This window comes from bacterium (assembly GCA_029210545.1).
Lineage (GTDB): Bacteria > BMS3Abin14 > BMS3Abin14 > BMS3Abin14 > BMS3Abin14 > JARGFV01.
On sequence record JARGFV010000054.1, the window covers coordinates 1 to 16,497 of the forward strand.

Annotated in this window: 17 protein-coding genes; all 17 read right to left on the minus strand. The window is 61.5% G+C overall.

The genetic code is table 11. The features are described 5' to 3' along the window. Window positions 1–514: 514 nt before the first annotated feature. Complete coding sequence (locus P1S46_07300; GenBank protein MDF1536291.1) at window positions 515–694, minus strand: hypothetical protein; 180 nt, start codon at window positions 692–694, stop codon at window positions 515–517. Window position 695: 1 nt separating this feature from the next. Continuing rightward, entirely contained in the window at window positions 696–977 is a 282-nt protein-coding gene (locus P1S46_07305; protein MDF1536292.1) for an RNA-binding S4 domain-containing protein, read from the minus strand. Window positions 978–1,230: 253 nt separating this feature from the next. Then, entirely contained in the window at window positions 1,231–2,151 is a 921-nt protein-coding gene (locus P1S46_07310; GenBank protein ID MDF1536293.1) for a peptidylprolyl isomerase, read from the minus strand. Further along, window positions 2,152–3,129, minus strand: coding sequence for a peptidylprolyl isomerase (locus P1S46_07315; GenBank protein MDF1536294.1), 978 nt, complete (start codon window positions 3,127–3,129; stop codon window positions 2,152–2,154). 25 nt (window positions 3,130–3,154) lie between these two features. Further along, window positions 3,155–6,550: a transcription-repair coupling factor gene (mfd, locus tag P1S46_07320; protein MDF1536295.1), complete on the minus strand. Its 3,396-nt coding sequence runs from the start codon at window positions 6,548–6,550 to the stop codon at window positions 3,155–3,157. Beyond that, the gene (gene rfaE2 / locus P1S46_07325) at window positions 6,547–7,029 is read right to left on the minus strand and encodes a D-glycero-beta-D-manno-heptose 1-phosphate adenylyltransferase (GenBank protein ID MDF1536296.1); all 483 of its coding nucleotides are present in this window, start codon (window positions 7,027–7,029) and stop codon (window positions 6,547–6,549) included. Before rfaE2 ends, mfd begins: the two co-directional genes overlap by 4 nt. Further along, entirely contained in the window at window positions 7,026–7,991 is a 966-nt protein-coding gene (locus P1S46_07330; protein ID MDF1536297.1) for a hypothetical protein, read from the minus strand. Before P1S46_07330 ends, rfaE2 begins: the two co-directional genes overlap by 4 nt. Continuing rightward, a complete protein-coding gene (locus P1S46_07335; protein MDF1536298.1) occupies window positions 7,981–8,568 on the minus strand; it encodes a D-sedoheptulose 7-phosphate isomerase in 588 nt (195 codons plus the stop codon). Before P1S46_07335 ends, P1S46_07330 begins: the two co-directional genes overlap by 11 nt. Then, window positions 8,565–9,209 (minus strand): redox-sensing transcriptional repressor Rex, encoded by a 645-nt coding sequence (locus P1S46_07340; GenBank protein ID MDF1536299.1) that lies wholly within the window; start codon window positions 9,207–9,209, stop codon window positions 8,565–8,567. Before P1S46_07340 ends, P1S46_07335 begins: the two co-directional genes overlap by 4 nt. A 4-nt stretch (window positions 9,210–9,213) precedes the next feature. Next, window positions 9,214–10,569, minus strand: coding sequence for a NapC/NirT family cytochrome c (locus tag P1S46_07345; protein ID MDF1536300.1), 1,356 nt, complete (start codon window positions 10,567–10,569; stop codon window positions 9,214–9,216). Then, a complete protein-coding gene (locus P1S46_07350; GenBank protein MDF1536301.1) occupies window positions 10,566–11,894 on the minus strand; it encodes a cytochrome c3 family protein in 1,329 nt (442 codons plus the stop codon). Before P1S46_07350 ends, P1S46_07345 begins: the two co-directional genes overlap by 4 nt. Continuing rightward, window positions 11,891–12,325, minus strand: coding sequence for a hypothetical protein (locus tag P1S46_07355; GenBank protein MDF1536302.1), 435 nt, complete (start codon window positions 12,323–12,325; stop codon window positions 11,891–11,893). Before P1S46_07355 ends, P1S46_07350 begins: the two co-directional genes overlap by 4 nt. After that, the gene (locus tag P1S46_07360) at window positions 12,322–13,032 is read right to left on the minus strand and encodes a cytochrome b N-terminal domain-containing protein (protein ID MDF1536303.1); all 711 of its coding nucleotides are present in this window, start codon (window positions 13,030–13,032) and stop codon (window positions 12,322–12,324) included. Before P1S46_07360 ends, P1S46_07355 begins: the two co-directional genes overlap by 4 nt. Then, window positions 13,029–13,472, minus strand: a complete 444-nt coding sequence (locus P1S46_07365) for a Rieske 2Fe-2S domain-containing protein (protein ID MDF1536304.1) — start codon at window positions 13,470–13,472, stop codon at window positions 13,029–13,031. The genes P1S46_07360 and P1S46_07365 overlap by 4 nt, the downstream gene beginning before the upstream one ends. 326 nt (window positions 13,473–13,798) lie before the next feature. Then, window positions 13,799–14,665: a hypothetical protein gene (locus P1S46_07370; protein MDF1536305.1), complete on the minus strand. Its 867-nt coding sequence runs from the start codon at window positions 14,663–14,665 to the stop codon at window positions 13,799–13,801. Window positions 14,666–14,682: 17 nt separating this feature from the next. Continuing rightward, entirely contained in the window at window positions 14,683–15,831 is a 1,149-nt protein-coding gene (locus tag P1S46_07375; GenBank protein ID MDF1536306.1) for a hypothetical protein, read from the minus strand. A 127-nt stretch (window positions 15,832–15,958) separates the two neighbouring features. Next, on the minus strand, window positions 15,959–16,285 hold the full coding sequence (atpE, locus tag P1S46_07380; GenBank protein ID MDF1536307.1) for an ATP synthase F0 subunit C: 327 nt from the start codon (window positions 16,283–16,285) through the stop codon (window positions 15,959–15,961). Between the last annotated feature and the right edge of the window lie 212 nt (window positions 16,286–16,497).

Here is a 16,497-nt window from a genome sequence, read left to right on the forward strand (position 1 = left end):
AAGGAAAGGGAAAACGACGCTTTTCCCTTTCCGTGGAGCGAAAAGTCCCGGATTGGACTTTTTGCGACTCTATCAAGGTTGGTTGCTGAAAGGAGGTGGGGGTGAGAGAAACCCCTCCTTCGAGATGTTTAAGACCCCGAGTCCCACCGTTGGCGGGATCCAGTGACCATCAGGGGACGGAAAGAAGGAGGGGAAGGGGCTTTGGGGAGAGGGCCGGGGTGAGGGGGAAGGCCGTGTTCCTGTCCAGAAGCATTTACAGTTGGGTTTATTTTTGGGTTTACATATGGCGTTGTTGAAGTTGGAATAAAAGTTTTAAAAAAGTAGGGAATCCTTGGAAGGCGGAGCGGGAATTGCTTTTCATTTCAGGGTTGTTGGTCCAAGCTTTTTCCGGCTCCCTTGTCCTCCGGCTTGTCACCCATAGATTTCCAGTCCACCAATGCTTTAGCGACGACGGGACACCGGCCACTGGAGGTTCCGGGGTCTGGTGGGAGGCTTGTGAAGGGCACCCCGGTCTTCACCCGGTTACCGGGTACCCCAGGAACCGCAGGAGCCCGTCGAGGATGGTGAGGGGGTGAGGTGGGCAGCCGGGGACTGGCCTGCCCGCGAACCGGTCGGGCATCTCCGGCGGCGACGCGTCCGGGTAGCCCATGGTCCGGTGCTTCTGCTGTATTCTGGCGCGAAGGAGCTTCAGCATTTTATTCCTCGATCTCCTCTTCCCTCAGCACCCGGCAGTATTCCTCATCCTTCTTACCTGCCTTCCCCGGTATCCCCGTCACCTCCACCAGCACCTTCTTTCTGGCGTATCGGACCTCGATCCGGTCCCCCACCCGAACCGGTTTCCCCGGTTGGGCCTCGCGGCCGTTGAGACTCACGTATCCGTTGTCGCAGAGGGTGGCGGCAAGGGGTCGCCGCTTGACGAGCCGTGACCGCTTGAGGAAAAGGTCCATTCTCAGGCGGTCAGGAGTGCTGTCAGTCATAGCTTTCAACCATCCATGTGCCCCATATGTGGTGCTCGCTCGGGGTTTAGCTAGCAGCTGGCAGCTAAAAGCTTAAAGCTAAAACAGCTTAAAGCTTTTATAACCGCGCCTGAAAGCGGCGCCCGGATCGAATGCCAAGGGCTGCGTGCTCGATCCGTGAGGAGAGCGAAAATCGCATTTTTCGATCTCCGTGGAGCTGAAGTCCCGCACGGACTTCAGCGATTAACAATAGTCACCGAGAGGCCCGGCAGGCCTACTCGCTTTTATCAAAGACCTCGATATAGGCCTTTTCCCGGATCTCCCGCAGCCAGTCGTTCCGGGCCCTGGTTTCCTTCTCCGCCCTCAGGCGGTTTAACAGCTGATCCCTTACCGTGTTCATGGGCGGAGGGTCTTCGGTGTCCCGTGATTCTACCAGGACGATGTGGAAACCCGCGGCTGTCCTGACAGGCTCTGAAACCTCACCGGCGGCGAGGTTCGTTACGGCGGTTTCCAGCTCGGGTATCAGCTCCCCCTTGTGGAAGGTGCCGAGCCGGCCTCCCGTATCCAGGGAGGACGCGTCCCCGGAATGCCGGCGGACCATGGCGTCGAAGGAGGCCCCGCCCTGAAGCTGACGGTAGATCTCAACGGCACCGTTTTTCACCGCTTCGGCTTCGGTGTCCGTGGCTTCCTTGTCCACCTTCAAGAGGATGTGCCTCAGTGTGACGGTCTCCACGGCGGGGAAGCTCTGCCGGTAGAGCTGGTCGATCTCCCCTTCCGAAACGTTCAATCTGTCCCTGAGGGCGGTTCCCAGGGCACGGTTGGTAAGGATCTGCTCCCGGAGGCCGTCCCTGAAGGTCTGGACTGTCTCGCCCCTGGCTCTCAGGGCCTGCTCGAACTGCTCGGCGGTGAGGTTGTTGTTCTCCCTGAGAGAGCGCTCAACCCTGTCCACCTCCTCTTCGGAGACGGTCAGGTCGTTCTGGCCGGCCCAGGAAAGGATCAGGCGCTGTTCGATGAGGGATTCCAGGACCTGGTCACGGGCCATGTCAGGATTCCGGGCCTGGGCAGTGATCACCTCCATCCGGGTGATCGGCTCGCTCCCCACGCGCGCGACCACCGTGTCCGCTGCCGGGGACGGAACGGCGGAGAAAAAAAGGAGGCCAAAAGCGGCACAGGCAACCTTGATAACTCCTTTCATCTAGAAGATCTCCTCCATGTTTTCCGGAAAAATGACGATCCTTGCCTGGCTTTTCAGGGACTCGAGCCACTCCTTGAAGAATATTTCCTGGCGCTTCTGGAAGATGGTGGCCTTGATCTTATCCTGCACCTCTTCGATGGCCAGGGTGTGAGGGCGGATGCGTTCCTCCACCTTGAAGAGGTGATAGCCGTAGGGTGAGTGGACGACTTTGCTGATACTGCCGACCCTGTACCGGAAAACGGCTTCGTCGAACTCTTCAGGCATCTGTCCCTTGGCGAAGACTCCCAGGTCTCCGCCGTTTTCGGCGTCGGGACTGAGGCTGTGCAATTTTGCCAGTTCGGCGAAATCCTCACCCCGGACAATACGTGCTCTCAGGCTGTCGGCCTCCTCTTCGGTGGCGACGACGATCTGGCGGGCCCGGACCATGAGCGGCTGCTGGAACTGCTCCCGGTTGGCCTCGTAATGTTCCTGGATATCATCCGCGCTGACGTGGATCACGCTGTCGATCTCCTGCTGGATGAGCTTGTCGATGAGAAGCTTCTCCGCGCGGTCCTGCCTCCACTCCTCCAGCTTGACGCCGATCTTGTCGAGAGCCTCGTTGAGGGTATCCTTGGGATAATCCTGCTTGAGCTGTTCGATCTCCCGGTCTAGTTCCTCGTCACTTACGGTCAGCCCGCGCATCTCGGCCTGCTGGAGCAGGAGCTCGGTCTCGATGAGCTTGTTGAGGAACCCCATCTTGAGCTCCCGGACTGCCGAGGGGGTGCTGGCCACCGGGGCGTGGAAGCGGACGGTAAAACGCTTGTACTTTTCCCCGAAGACCGCGGCTGTGATCGTTCTGCCGTTGACCTCGGCGACCAGGCTGTCACCGGGCTCAGGAGGCGGGACAGGTGCCGGGGCGGACCGGGCGAAATGGTAAACCAGGTAGGCGGAACCGCTCAGGGCGGCGAGGACGATCAGGATGAAGGCAGTTTTTTTCATGGCTGCACTGTGTATTATCAGGAAGTTACAGGGACCGCAAGATATCCATCATGAACGTTATCCTGTCACTGGCCGAGGGAAAGCCGGAAACGTCCAGTTTCAGGGTCGTGGGCGGCGCGAAGGTCAGTCTCTTGTCCAACGACAGCATGCGGACCAGGGCATCCGGTGATATTCTGGCCTCCGGATGGAAAACGACTATGATATACGGCCCGGCCGAGTCGATGCGCTCGATGGCCATGCTCCGGGCGGTGATCTCCACCTCCATTCTCGTGAACAGTCCGCTGACCTCCGGGGGGAACCTGCCGAACCGGTCGGCGGTCTCCTCCCGCAGCGACTCCAGCGCGGCCAGGTCGGGGGTCCCGGCGAGGCGCTTGTAAAGAGTCAGGCGCTCTCCCACCTCCGGGAGGTAATCCTCGGGAAGGTAGGCCGGAAGGGGTAAGGTGACGTTGGGCTGGACCTGGAGAAGGGTCTCCTGTCCCGCGGCTTCCCTGACCGCCTGTTCCAGGAGCTGGGAGTACAGCTCGAGCCCGACGGCGTCGACCCTGCCGGACTGTTCCTCGCCAAGGAGGTTCCCCGCTCCCCTCATCTCCAGATCGTAGGAGGCCAGACGGAAGCCCGATCCCAGCTCTGTAAGCTCCCTGAGGCTTCGCAGCCGCTGCTTGGCCTTGCTGCCGATAGCGTTCTCTGACGGAACAAAAAAATGGGAGTAGGCTCTCACGGGGGAACGGCCGACCCTGCCACGGAGCTGGTAAAGCTGGGCCAGGCCGAACCGGTCGGCCCTGTTGACGATGAGAGTGTTGGCGTTGGTGATGTCGAGGCCCGATTCGATAATGGCGGTCGTTACGAGGACGTCATATTCATGGTCCAGGAAACGGACCATGACCTCTTCGAGCTCCCTTTCGCTCATCTGCCCGTGGGCGAGCCCGACCCGTGCGTGCGGCACCAGCTTCCTGACCATGTCCCTCATGGCGCCGATGGTCTCGATCCGGTTGTGCACCAGATAGACCTGCCCGCCCCGGTCGAGCTCTTTTGTGATGGCGTCCGCGATGACATCCTCGTCGAAATACCGGACCTCGGTGTGGACCGATTTCCGGTCCGCCGGAGGGGTGTGGATGAGGGACAGGCTCCGCAGCCCCGAAAAAGCCTGGAAGAGGGTGCGGGGGATGGGTGTGGCCGAAAGGGTGAGGATGTCCACCGACTGGCGGAACTTTTTAAGCTTTTCCTTGTGCCTGACTCCGAAGCGGTGCTCCTCGTCGATGATGATCAACCCGAGATCGGCGAAAGAGATGTCCTTGGACAGGAGCCTGTGGGTGCCGATGACAATGTCGAGCTCTCCGGCCGCCAGCGATTCGACGACCTCCTTCTGCCGGGCAGGGGTTACGAAACGGCTGAGCAGTCCCACCGTGACGGGAAAATCCTTCAGGCGCTGGGAAAAGGTCTGGAAGTGCTGCTGCGCGAGGACCGTGGTGGGGACCAGGAGCGCGGTCTGTTTCCCGTCCGCAGCCGCCAGGAAGGCGGCGCGCAGGGCAACCTCCGTTTTGCCGAACCCGACGTCACCGCACACGAGGCGGTCCATGGGTGTCGGCGAGGTCATATCGGATATCACCTCCGCGATGGAACGTTCCTGGTCGGGCGTCTCGGCCCAGGGAAAGGAAGCCTCGAACTCCCTGAACAGGCTGTCTGGCTGCCGGAACGGATGTCCGACCTGCCCCTCCCTGGCTGCCGACACCTTGAGCAGTTCGTCGGCCATGAGCTTCAAGGATCGCCGGATCCGGTCCTTGGACCTGTTCCACGACACGGAACCAAGCCTGCTCAGGGGGGGAGGGGTCTCGGAGCTGCTCCGGTACCTCTGGACCCGGTTCATGTGCCAGACGGGAACGTAAAGGGAGTTGCCGTCCGCGTATGTGATCTGCAGAAAATCATCCACGGTCTTTGCCACTTCGAGCTGCCGCAGCCCCTCGTAGCGGCCGATGCCGTGGTCTATGTGCACGACTACGTCTCCGGGGATGAGGGAGCCGATGGGCAGTTCCCACTCGGGGAAGGTCACCGTGGATGGCCTGGTTGCCCTTGCCGGCCCGAAGATGTCGGCGTCGCTGATGATGGTGAGCTTTTCCCCGGGCAGGTGAAACCCCCCGGAAAGGGTCCCGATGACGAGGGAGGTCCCTGGCGTCCTGACGGCCTCCGGAAAGCCCTGCGCCAGGCGGGTCAGGTGCCCCGCTTCGGCGATGACCGAACCGAGGCGCTCGGCTGCCGAAGAGGAACGGATACACAGGACCACGGTGTCCTCCCCGCCCTTGTCCTCGAGGAGACGGATCAGTTCCACCATGCGGTCCGGCCTGGAGGCGGGAAGGTTGTCGGGAAGGGGAGGCAGGCACGAGATGGAACGGGCGCCCGGGAGATCGAACATGGAAACGCTGATGCCCGGACGCGCGGTGACCTCGCTGTATGTCCTGTCCGGGTCCTGGTAGACCAGGCCCGGTTCCGGAAAGGGCGGACTGTGACGTTTGAGGGCGAGGGACGAGAACCTGTCGAGGCTTGCCCTGATCTCCCGGGGTTCGTAGAGAAAAATCAGGGTCTCCCCGTGCAGGTGATCCAGGGGGTAAAACGCTTCGCCGTAAGCCAGGGGAAGGTAGAGGCTCGCACCCGGGAACCCGCTACGCTCCACGAACAGGGATAAAGTGCGCTCCCTCTCGGCAGCCCGGACTCCGGCAGCCGCCATCTGGCGGCTGAGACGGTCTGCGGCCTCTTTCAGCTCCTCCGGCCCGAGGAGGAACTCGGTGACCGGAAAGATGGAGCGATCGTGGGCAGGTCCGGCCGACCGTTGAGTCTCCGGGTCGAAGAAACGGATCGACTGGATGTCTTCGCCCCACAGCTCGATGCGCATCGGCTTTTCCGAAAGGGGTGAGAAGATGTCCACGATGCCGCCCCTGACAGCCACGTCACCGACATGAAGGGCCACAGGCTCCCGACGGTAGCCCATGGCGGCCAGCCTGCCCGTGAGCTCGTCCCGATCCACCGATGCGCCTTCCCTGACGGTCAATACCCAGCGATCAAGGGCCCCCGGCGGCGGGACCGGCTGGGACAGGGCCTCGGCCGGGATCACGACAGTGCGCTCACCGGACCTTAACGACGCCAGGGCCGCGATCCTCGCGGCAGCCGTGTCGACGTCCGGGGTCAGCTGCTCGTAGGGCAGAGACTCGGATGGGGGGAGGGTGCAGGGCCCGGCTTTTCCCATGAACAGGGACAGGTCCCGTGTAAAAGCCTGGGCCGATTCGGCGGAGGGAGTGATAATGGCCAGGGGACGTGACGATGCCAGCCGGGAGGCGAGAAGCGCCGCCCCCGGCAGTGTCAGCCCGGATACCGGGACCGCCCGGTTACTGCCAGGCTGTTCAATAAGAGATGTCAGGGAAACAGCTTTCATTCGGCGGAGCGGATGCGGTCGATGATCCCCGAAGTCGATGCGCCCTCGTGGAAGGGCAGGCTCAGGACCTTGCCCCCGGCCGCCTCGACGACCTCCCGCCCCACGATCTTGTCCACCGGCCAGTCTCCTCCCTTGACCAGGACGTGCGGTCTGATCCTCTCGATGAGGTCAAGGGGGGTCGGATCGTCGAAGGGTACCACGGCGTCGACCCATCGCAGGGCCAGCAGGACCTCGCTTCGCTCGCCCAGGTCCAGGATGGGCCGGCCGGGCCCTTTGATGCGGGCTACCGATCCGTCGGTGTTGATCCCCACAACCAGGAGGTCTCCCAGCTGCCGCGCGTCGCGAAGGTAACGGACGTGACCGGGGTGGATCAGGTCGAAACACCCGTTGGTGAAGACGATGGTCAGTCCCTCGTTCCGCCATCGAGCGGAGGCGGCCTGGATGGAGTCGGGGGTGTGAAGGAGGGGCCGGATCGTCATGGGGCCTCCCGGAGGGCGGCGAGAAGGAGGGGGAAAAGGATCTCGTGGTGCCCGGTGAGGCTGATCCCCCGTCCCCCGCTCCTGGTGGGCCGTCCGAGGACGTTGACCCGCGGCCTGTAATGCTGGACAAAATCCATGTTCACGGTCGTGAGACCTTCAAGGGAGTGGCCCAGGTTCAGGGAAAGAGAACACGCCTTCAGAAAGATCTCGGGGATGATGACGGCGGATCCCATGTTGATGAAGACCCCCTTTTCCAGGGCCGCTACCTGGCGGGTGAACAGCCTGAAATCGTTCATGGTGGCCTGCCCCGTGGCGGCCGGGTCGCAGGAAGGGTGCATGTGGATAATATCGGTTCCCAGGGCCACGTGGACCGTGGCCGGTATCCGGTGCCGGTACGCGGCGGCGAAAACGCTCACCCCGGCGTTGGGAAGACCGCCCTCGGCAATGAGGCGGCCTACCGCAAGCCCGATCCCTTCACCTTTCCCTGCGGCCTCATGGATGGCGCCGTTGAGGGCGACGGAAGTCTCTTCCACCATGCCGAAGGAACCGCCCATGAGGGCGGCATCCACATCTTCCGAGGTGTTCCCGGCAAGGGCCATTTCGTAATCGTGGATGATGGCGGCGCCGTTGGTGGCGATCCCCGTGAAAATGCCGTCGGCGACCGCTTCCCTGATCAAGGGCCCCAGGCCCACCTTGATGGGGTGGGCGCCCATGCCGAGAAGGACAGCCCTGCCGTCCCGCCTGGCGGTCCGGATGGCCTGTGCCGCTTCCCTGACGCCGGAGACGCCGGGGGCATCGGGCATCGAGCCCAGCCATTGGTCCAGGGTCGCGCCGGCAGGGACGGGTTGGCCAAGATGCTCGAGGCTGACCTTGGCGGGCCGCTCGTGCACCGAGACCGTCCGGACCTTGCCGGTCCCGATGTCGGCGATGGGCGTGTCGGGGTATCGGCTGTCAGCTGCCATGGGCGAAAAGGGCGATCTCCATGATCTCGGCGACCAGGTGAAGGACCAGGTGGTGAACTTCCTGGATCCTGGGTGTGGACCGGTCCGGGACGGTGAGGCAGATGTCGCAGAGCGGGTCAAGCCGGCTGCAGTCGGGCCCGGTCAGACTCACGGTCGCCATGGATTGGGCGTTGGCCCGTTCCAGGGCCTTGAGTACGTTGGCTGAAGCGCCGCTGGTGGTGAGAGCAAGCAGGACATCACCCTCCCGGCCCAGGGCTTCGACCTGTTTTGAAAATACCTGCTCGAAAGAGTAGTCGTTGGCGATCGATGTGAGGTTGGAGCTGTTGGTGGTGAGGGCCAGGGCGGGCAAGGGGCGGCGCTCCATGAGAAAACGGTTGACGAGCTCGGCGGCGAAATGCTGTGCGTCGGCCGCGCTCCCCCCGTTGCCGATGACGAGAATCTTCCCCCCGGACAGGATCGACTTGATCATCGTTTCCGCGATCCGGGCAACTGTCTTCGCCCTGTCGGTGCAGAAGTTCTCGATGAGGTCGGCGGCTTCGGCGCCCCGCTGGATAATGAGTTCTTCGAATCGCTTCATTCGTTACTCAACTGGAACGCGAGTCCCTCTAGGTCGATGGCGAAATCGACGTTCTTGAGGATGCCCCCCGTCGAGATCTTGATGGTGGTCGGGGTGAAGTTGAGGATCCCCCGGACGCCGGCGTCGGTGAGCATCTGGGCCACCCTGGCGGCGCTGTCAGGGTTGACGGCGATGATGCCGATCCTGATGGCCAGGGCGTGGATGACCCTCTGCATCTCTTCCAGAGGATAAAGGGGGATACCCTGGAAGCTTCCCATCTCCACCAGGACAGGGTCACGCTCGAAAATGGCCGATATCCTGAACCCCCGTTTGGCCAGGGAATCTGTACCAAGGAGGGCGAACCCGAGGTTCCCGGCCCCCACCAGGGCGCAGTTCCAGTCGCGGTCGATGCCGAGGGCCTTCTTGATGTCGAACTGGAGGTTCTCGACATAGTACCCGACACCCCGGACCCCGAATTCGCCGAAGTAGGCGAAATCCTTGCGTATCTGGGCAGGGTTGGTCCCGCATTTCCTGGCGATGTCCGAGGAGGAGACCACCTTCTTGCCGGATCTCAGGAAGTCCTCGAGGCACCTGTCGTAAAGAGACAGCCTCCTTATCGTGGCATCCGGGATCTTGATGCGACTGACCTTTTTGAAAACCATGGCTTCACCTCTTTTTGCTGTTGTCTGATATCCTCTCCAGGTCCCCGATGGTCTTTTCGAGGATGGATAGAGCGTAATCCCGGTTGTGGACCGGCACGCCGAAACGGACGAACCGGATGTTCCGGTCGGCCAGTTCGATGATCCGCCGGTCACCGGGGGACCGATCCTTTCCAAGGTCGGCCCGGATACGGTCCAGGAGGTCCTGGTCCCTGGTGAGGGCGGTTTCGATCTCTTTTTTCCAGGTGCCGATCATCTTTTCGTAGCCGGGGATGTGACACCCTTTGCAGGCCGCCTCCACGGCGATCATGGTGGTTCCCGAAAACTCCCTCTCATTCCCGTCAACAGGTGTTGGAACGGTGTGGCATCCGTTGCACCCGACACGGGCCTCGTGCATGGGTGACGGCAGGGGAGAGACCCCCGTTGCCCCTGTTCCGCTGTACATGCTCCAGATCCCGCTGTGCCTGCTCTCGTGGCAGGAAGAACAGCCGAGGGCGGCACTGGAAGAGTCCCCGTGGCTGGTGTGCCTGATGGGCTCGTGACAGGTACCGCACTTTACCTTGTGGTCGGTGACGTGCATCCTGTGAAGGAGCTCCACAGGTTCGCTCAGCGCCGCTTCCATGGATTGGCCGTGACACTCGACGCACGAACAGGTCCTGATCCGTCCGTCACCACCGACGACCCCCTGATGGCAGCTCCGGCATGGCACTCCCCGGTCAACGTAGGTCCCGTGCTCGAAGGGCTCCTCCCGTATCCCCGCGGAGAAATCGAGGCCGGCAGGGTCATGGCAAATGGTGCACTTCGCCGTGGCCGGCTCTTGGCCGTTGGCCTTGAAGTGGCAGATAAAACATGCGTCCTCAACGACAGTGACGTGTTCCCCCATGGCGACCCGCGAGTGGCAAGTCGTGCATCTCAGGATCTTGCCGCGTCTCAGGCGCTGAAGGTGTGGAGTGTGATCGAAAGTGATGTTGTCGGCGAAGGTTACCCGGCCGTCGAGCAGCCTCCGGGAGTGACACTCTTCCGTCAGGCAGTTGGCGTCGCTGACCTCGGCCCTGGAGTGTTCGCCGTAGGCGCGGGTCAGGTAACTCGCCACCTGGCCAAGGGCGCGGAACTCCGGGACGAACTGCTGTTCGTCCGTTGGTTCGAGGTGGCAGTCGACGCAGGGGACATTGACGTGCGCCGAGCTCTTCCAGTCCTCGTAATAAGGCCTCATGATATGGCAGGTGTTGCCGCAGAAGATCGCCGAATTGGTGATCTCCATGACGCTCAACGCTCCGAGGACGACAGCGACGAACGCCAGGAGGAGGATCTCGTAGAACCGGAGCCTCCGCATTACCGTGAATATACGGGTGAGGAATTTCATCTGCCGTGCCGCTCCTGTTCTCGCTGCCTGGCCTCGGGGCTGCCCAGAGCGTGTCTCCGGTGCAGCTCCTTCTCGATGAAGTTCAGCTTCACGGCGAGGAGGAGGAAGATCCCTGCCGAAAGCAGGCCAAGGAGAAGGAAAACGAAGCTTCTTATCCTTCTTTCGAGGAAATGGTCCCGGGACAGGTTCAAGGAGGCCATCATCTTCACTTTGGCCATCCCTGTCAACTCTTCCCACTGTGTGTCCACGGAATGGAGGGCCGACTCAACCTGGACCAGCCAGCTGTAGGCTTCCCTGTTATACTGGTCGATCCGGCTCGTCTGGATCCCGCCCAACGCAAGTTCCAGGGATGTCTGTTTCAGCTCCTCGAGGAGGCTCATGGCACGAGTGAGGCTGCTGTCAATGGCCCTGCCCTGCTCCCAGGGTCCGCTGCCCGTCGGATGACAGCTCCAGCAACGGTCCGAGATCCGTCCCACCAGTTCCTCGAGCCCCGTGGCCTGCGTGCGGTGATGGTCGTGGCAGTCAGTGCAGGCAGGCTGTCCCACGCTGAGGAGGGAACGGCCGTGAGGCCCCTGTCGGTAGTACGCCAGCTCCCGGTTATGACACCTTCCGCAGATCCGGGCGCTGACGACGGGGCCCGGTGTCAGAGCCCGGTGGGCGCCGTGACAGTCGACGCAGGACGGGGCGTTGAGGTTGCGGCCCTCCTCCAGGGCGTTGAAGTGGACCCCCTCGAGGTAGCTTTTTGCCGTGGAGTCCCGGGCCAGGTCTCCCGCGCCGTGGCATCCCAGGCATTGCTTTACGGAATCCGTCCCAAACAGGGGTGAAGAGGGGACGGCGACAGGAACGATCCCATGGGCGCCGTGACAGGTGACGCAGGTAGGACCACCATGGCCGTCCAGGATACTTTTTCCGTGAGGCCCCGAAAGGAACTGGTTCAGCTGGCCGGTGGGCAGGACCGGGCTGGAGATCCGGTCGCTGTCCGAGTGACAGCCTCCGCACAGCCGCACACTGTCCATGCCCTCCGGGGCGCCGATGAACCCTTTCCCGGGGTCCATGGCCCTCTCGAGGCGCTTTGGGTCGCCACCGTGGCAGTCGGTGCAAAGCAGGCCGGCCAGCCGGTGGATATCGCTCTCCCAACGCTCTGCGGGCCTGGCGTTTTCGGTATCCAGGTTTGCGTGGCACGAAATGCAGGAACTGTCTTCATGACCGGAGTTGGCCAACAGGGGAAAAGCCAGGATCCCCAGTACGAGGATGCCCACAAAAACGATCCTTGGTGGGATCTTCTCTGCACTTTGCACCCTGCACTTTGCACTGATTCTCTTCATCCCCAACCCCCGCTGTGGAGAAGGAGCGACAGGACGAAAAACAGGATGAAGAAAAGGAAAGAAATGACCAGGAAAAGGCGTTTTTGAAGCCGTCGCCGTCCCGAGCGGTCCAGGATGGGCAGCAGGACGAACCCGAGGAGCAAGACAGCGGTCACGGAGGATGTGAGCGTCCGGGAACCTATGATCCTCTCGGCCATGATGGCCGGTTTGAGGATCCAGACCACCTTGATCTCCGGATCGGGCCCGGTGAGGAGAGGGTCGGCAGCCCTGTCCAGTGATGGAGGGAACGCCGCTGACAGGAAGGCGATGAGGGCAAATGCCGCCGCTACAACCATGAAACCGCGGATGACATAATTAGGGTAGAAGGGGTATTCGACACCGTCCCGCTTGCGCAGCCCCTTTTTCCTCACCCGGTAGGCTTTCCTCGTCACAGCGGCTCCGATATGCCGAGCTTCCGCACGATCGCGAAATGGGCCGTCATGAAAACGGTGGTCACCGCCGGCAGGATGAAGACATGAAAAACGTAGAACCTTGTGAGGCTGGCGCCGTTGACCTGCTCCCCTCCCCGGAGGAACAGCTTGATCTGGTTTCCCGCGAGGGGCAGGGTGCCCACGAGGTCGGTCCAGTATACCGCTGACCAGTAAGCGGATCGGGTCCACGGCAGGATGCTGCCGGTGAGGAAAAAGCCGGCCGTGAACAGGAGCAGTGCCGAACCGATGACCCAGTTGAGGTCCCTCGGCTTCTGGTAGGCGCCGGTAACGAAGACCCTCAGGGAGTGGACGATGATGGCAGCCAGCATCAACGTTCCGGCCCAGTAGTGGACCGTGCGGAAGAGCCAGCCGTAAGGAGCAGGGCCGGAAAGGTAGAGGATGCTGCGATGGGCATCAGGATCCGCCGGCACGTAGAAGAACATCAGGAGAAGCCCCGACAGCACCTGGACGATAAACAGGGCAAAGGCGAGGCCCCCGAAACATCCCCACCAGGGGATGTACGGGATCGGTCGGCCCAGGGCCTTCTCGATGGTCTGCCTGAGGGAGAGCCGCCGGTCGAGGGGACCGTAGATGAGCCCGCGTATGCCGATCCAGTCCAGGAGATCCCTCAGCAGGCTTTGACCCTGCCGTTCGTCGCGGCCGCTCACATTGCCCTCCCCGCCACGTGGACGCGGTTTCCCTCGATCCGGACCGGGAGGGTCTCAAGCGGTCTCGTGGCAAGGCCCCACAGAACGTTTCCATGCCGGTCAAAGGTGCATCCATGGCCGCTGCAGACCAGGACATTCCGACCCGCGTCCCACACCAGCTCGGAGCCCCGGTAGGTACAGACTCCGGACAGCGCCACGATCTCGTGGCCCTTCTTGACAAGGATCCAGGGTGTGGAGGCGTATTCGATTTCCAGGGCCTGTCCCGGGGGTATCTCCTCGAGGTTTGCTGCGGGGATGAGGGTTCCTGAAAGAACAGGAGGGGTCTGTCCGGGTTGAAGAAACCTCACCGTGGGATAGAAGACCGCACCCGCGGCGATGAGGATCAGAAGCCCCAGGAGGTAGTCGGTCCATCGGTAGGTGGAACGGGCAGGGGAGGTCAAGTGAGTTCACCCCCTGGCGGCGCGTTGCAAAACCCCGGTCGTCACGCCGCCGGCATGACAGGCTGATCTGTCGGAAGATGGGTTTTTTCGGTTCCGGTTTTTTCCGACAAACTATAGCCAGGAACCCATGTTGGGGCTTTCCTGGCAGGCTCCTGGTGCTTGTGAATAGCTATGCGACTTTGCGATTTTTAGCACACCGCGGCCGTGAGTGTCAATGAATGCGGGGGTTTAGAGATACAGGGGTGGAGGGCGATCAGAGCCCCGGTGCGGCCTGAAAGACCGCACCGGGGCACAATGTGACGATGCGATGCGCCAGAGCCGCTCCCTCAGTGGAACTCGCTTATGGCGGAATAGATGATGAACAGGATCATGATGAGACCCGCCCCATAGGCCATGAAACCGATGATCCTGGCCCAGATAAGGGAGATCCTGGTCGGGGGGGTCGTCTCGAGGGTGTCCAGTCTGCCCTGGTCCACCATCCGCTGGTACTCGAGGGGCCTTTCGTGGATGAACTCCTCCTCGTTGATCCTTCCGGTAAAGATGACGTGGTCGAGGGGGAACTTTTCGGGTCTCAAGTGGGTGTTGAAAAAGTGGATCGTGAAGATGAACCCGGCCGCCAGAAGCGCCTCGTCTGAATGCAGTATGATGGCGATGTTGAAGGTCCACCCCGGGACCACCTTGGCGAACGCTTCCGGGAACCACAGCATCAGGCCGGAAAAACCGATGATCCCGACGCCCCAGAAGACCGCCAGGTAGTCGAACTTCTCCCAATAGGTGAACCGGTCGAACTTCGGCCGTTCCCGCACTCCCAGGAACCAGAGAATGTGGCCGCCCACATCCTGCACGTCCTTGATCCATGGCACCATGGAATCAGGGCCGAAAAACCACTTCAGGAGCGGTTCCTCACGGACCTTGACAATGTAATAGATGGCGTAAAGGACATGGAGGACGAAGTACAGCCAGGTGATGGCGCCGCACACGCGGTGGATGTAACCCGCCGTGCCGATCCCTCCCATGAAGCGCGCAAGGGCCTGGGCCCACCCGGTGTGATAATACTTGAGGGGCATTCCTGTCAGGACGAGCCCCAGGAAACTGATAATGATGAGAGCGTGGAGAAAGCGATGATAATAATTGAACCGGAAATACCAGCGCTCCCGGGTTCCGCTGTTTTCTGTTTGAGTGTGTTCGGTCATTATAGATACCTCCCGGATCAGTGGGCCCCGCCGGACCCTTTACCCGCATGCTCGATATAAGCCCGGATGAACCACAGCAGGGTGTGGATCCCGAAGAAGGCGAACACACCTGAAAGCAGGATGACCATGGCCAGATAAACGTAGTAGAGCAGGGGGTTCTTCCCGGCATCATGGTAATCGGCGTGGGGCATGTAGAGGGTGAAGTTCCTGTTGGCTCCGGGGTGGCACTTGCCGCAGGTGCCGATAATGTTGTCAGGATGCACCATGGACGCCGGGTCCGACCCGGCGAGGATGCCGTGGGAACCGTGGCAGTCAGGGCACTGCGCCGCTCTTGTGTACCCCATGCCGGTGACCTGCCCGTGATAATTCTTTCTGAAGGTGTAGCCCATCTCCTCGTGGCACGCCGAGCACCGTTTGACCACCGTCAGCAGGAACTCGTCGTCCATGGCTCTTTCGGTATCGTGGGCTGAGTGGCACGAGATGCAGACCGGCGCGTCATCGGGACTGTCTGCGGATATCTTGCCGTGGACACTGGTCCTGTAGATCTCGACGATCCCCCGGTGGCAGGAAGCGCAGGTGTCGTTGATGTTGGCGCGTGCCACCCGGGATCCTTCGTCGCCGGCTCCCCTGATATTGTGGTTGCCGTGGCAGTCGTTGCAGACGGCGGAAAACACGACGCCGCTCCTGATAAGGACGACACCGTGGACGCCGGTCTCGTATTCGGCGCACACGTCAGGGCTGCCCTGATCGGAGTGACACTGGCAGCAGGTCGCCGGGATGTTGAAATCGTAAACGGTTGAACGGGAGTCTGTCCCGGGCAGGATGCCGTGGGTGCCGTGGCAATCGGAACATTCAGCAGGGTGTCCCGCGGCCTCTATCTCCCCGGTCATGTCGTCGTGACAGTTCTCGCAGGCGACTTTCCCGAGATCCTCTTCATGTTCGTCTTCCGCGTCGGCCGCGTCCTCGTGACAGTCCGTGCAGTCCAGGTCACCGTGGACGGAAGCTCCGAAGGTCCCTTCATCTATATATAGGGAGATCTCCCTGCCCTGGACGGTTTTGGTGAGAGAGTCGTCCGAGTGGCAGTCGAAGCAGTCCGAAGTGGTGAGAGCCTGGGCCGGGGACGCGGCAACGAGGATCATGGCGGCGATCCATAAGATATTCCTCATTAGTTTCCCCTTTAAGCGGTGTCCGATAGCCCTTCGAAAAACCGGAGGGCATTGAATAAAAAAAGTATTCCTTTTCACAAGCGGTCGTGAAAAAAAGAGGGAGGGAAAAAGTCCCCCCCCCTGGTTCCTAGAGCTTACCCTGGAGAATGAAGGAGATGACCAGGGCGTAGATGACCAGTGACTCGATGAGCGCCAGGCCGATGATCAGGGTGGTCATGATCTTGCCCGAAGCTCCCGGGTTCCTGGCGATCCCTTCCATGGCGCCCCTGACGGCGATGCCCTGTCCAATCCCGCCGCCCAGCGCGGCGATGCCGATGGCAAGGCCGGTGGCGAGGGCGATACCCATTCCCATAAGGCCGCCGCTGGCCCCTTCAGCGGTTTCAGCGAATGCTGCCGGTGCCACGCCCACGATCATCAGGGCGGTGAGGATTGCTACGGTGGTTACTTTCTTCATTGAGGATTGCCTCCTTTCACAGACGTTTATATAAAAAACATGAATTTCCGGAGTTGATCACCTCGCAAAAAGTCCCGCTTGGACTTTTTGCGATCCTTTCAGTTGATGGCTTTGCACAAAGTCATCAACGCGCCCCGCGTGGGGCGCCCAAATCAATGACCGGCAATGGCAGTCATTGATTTGTGAGGAAAGTGAAAATGACACTTTTCGCT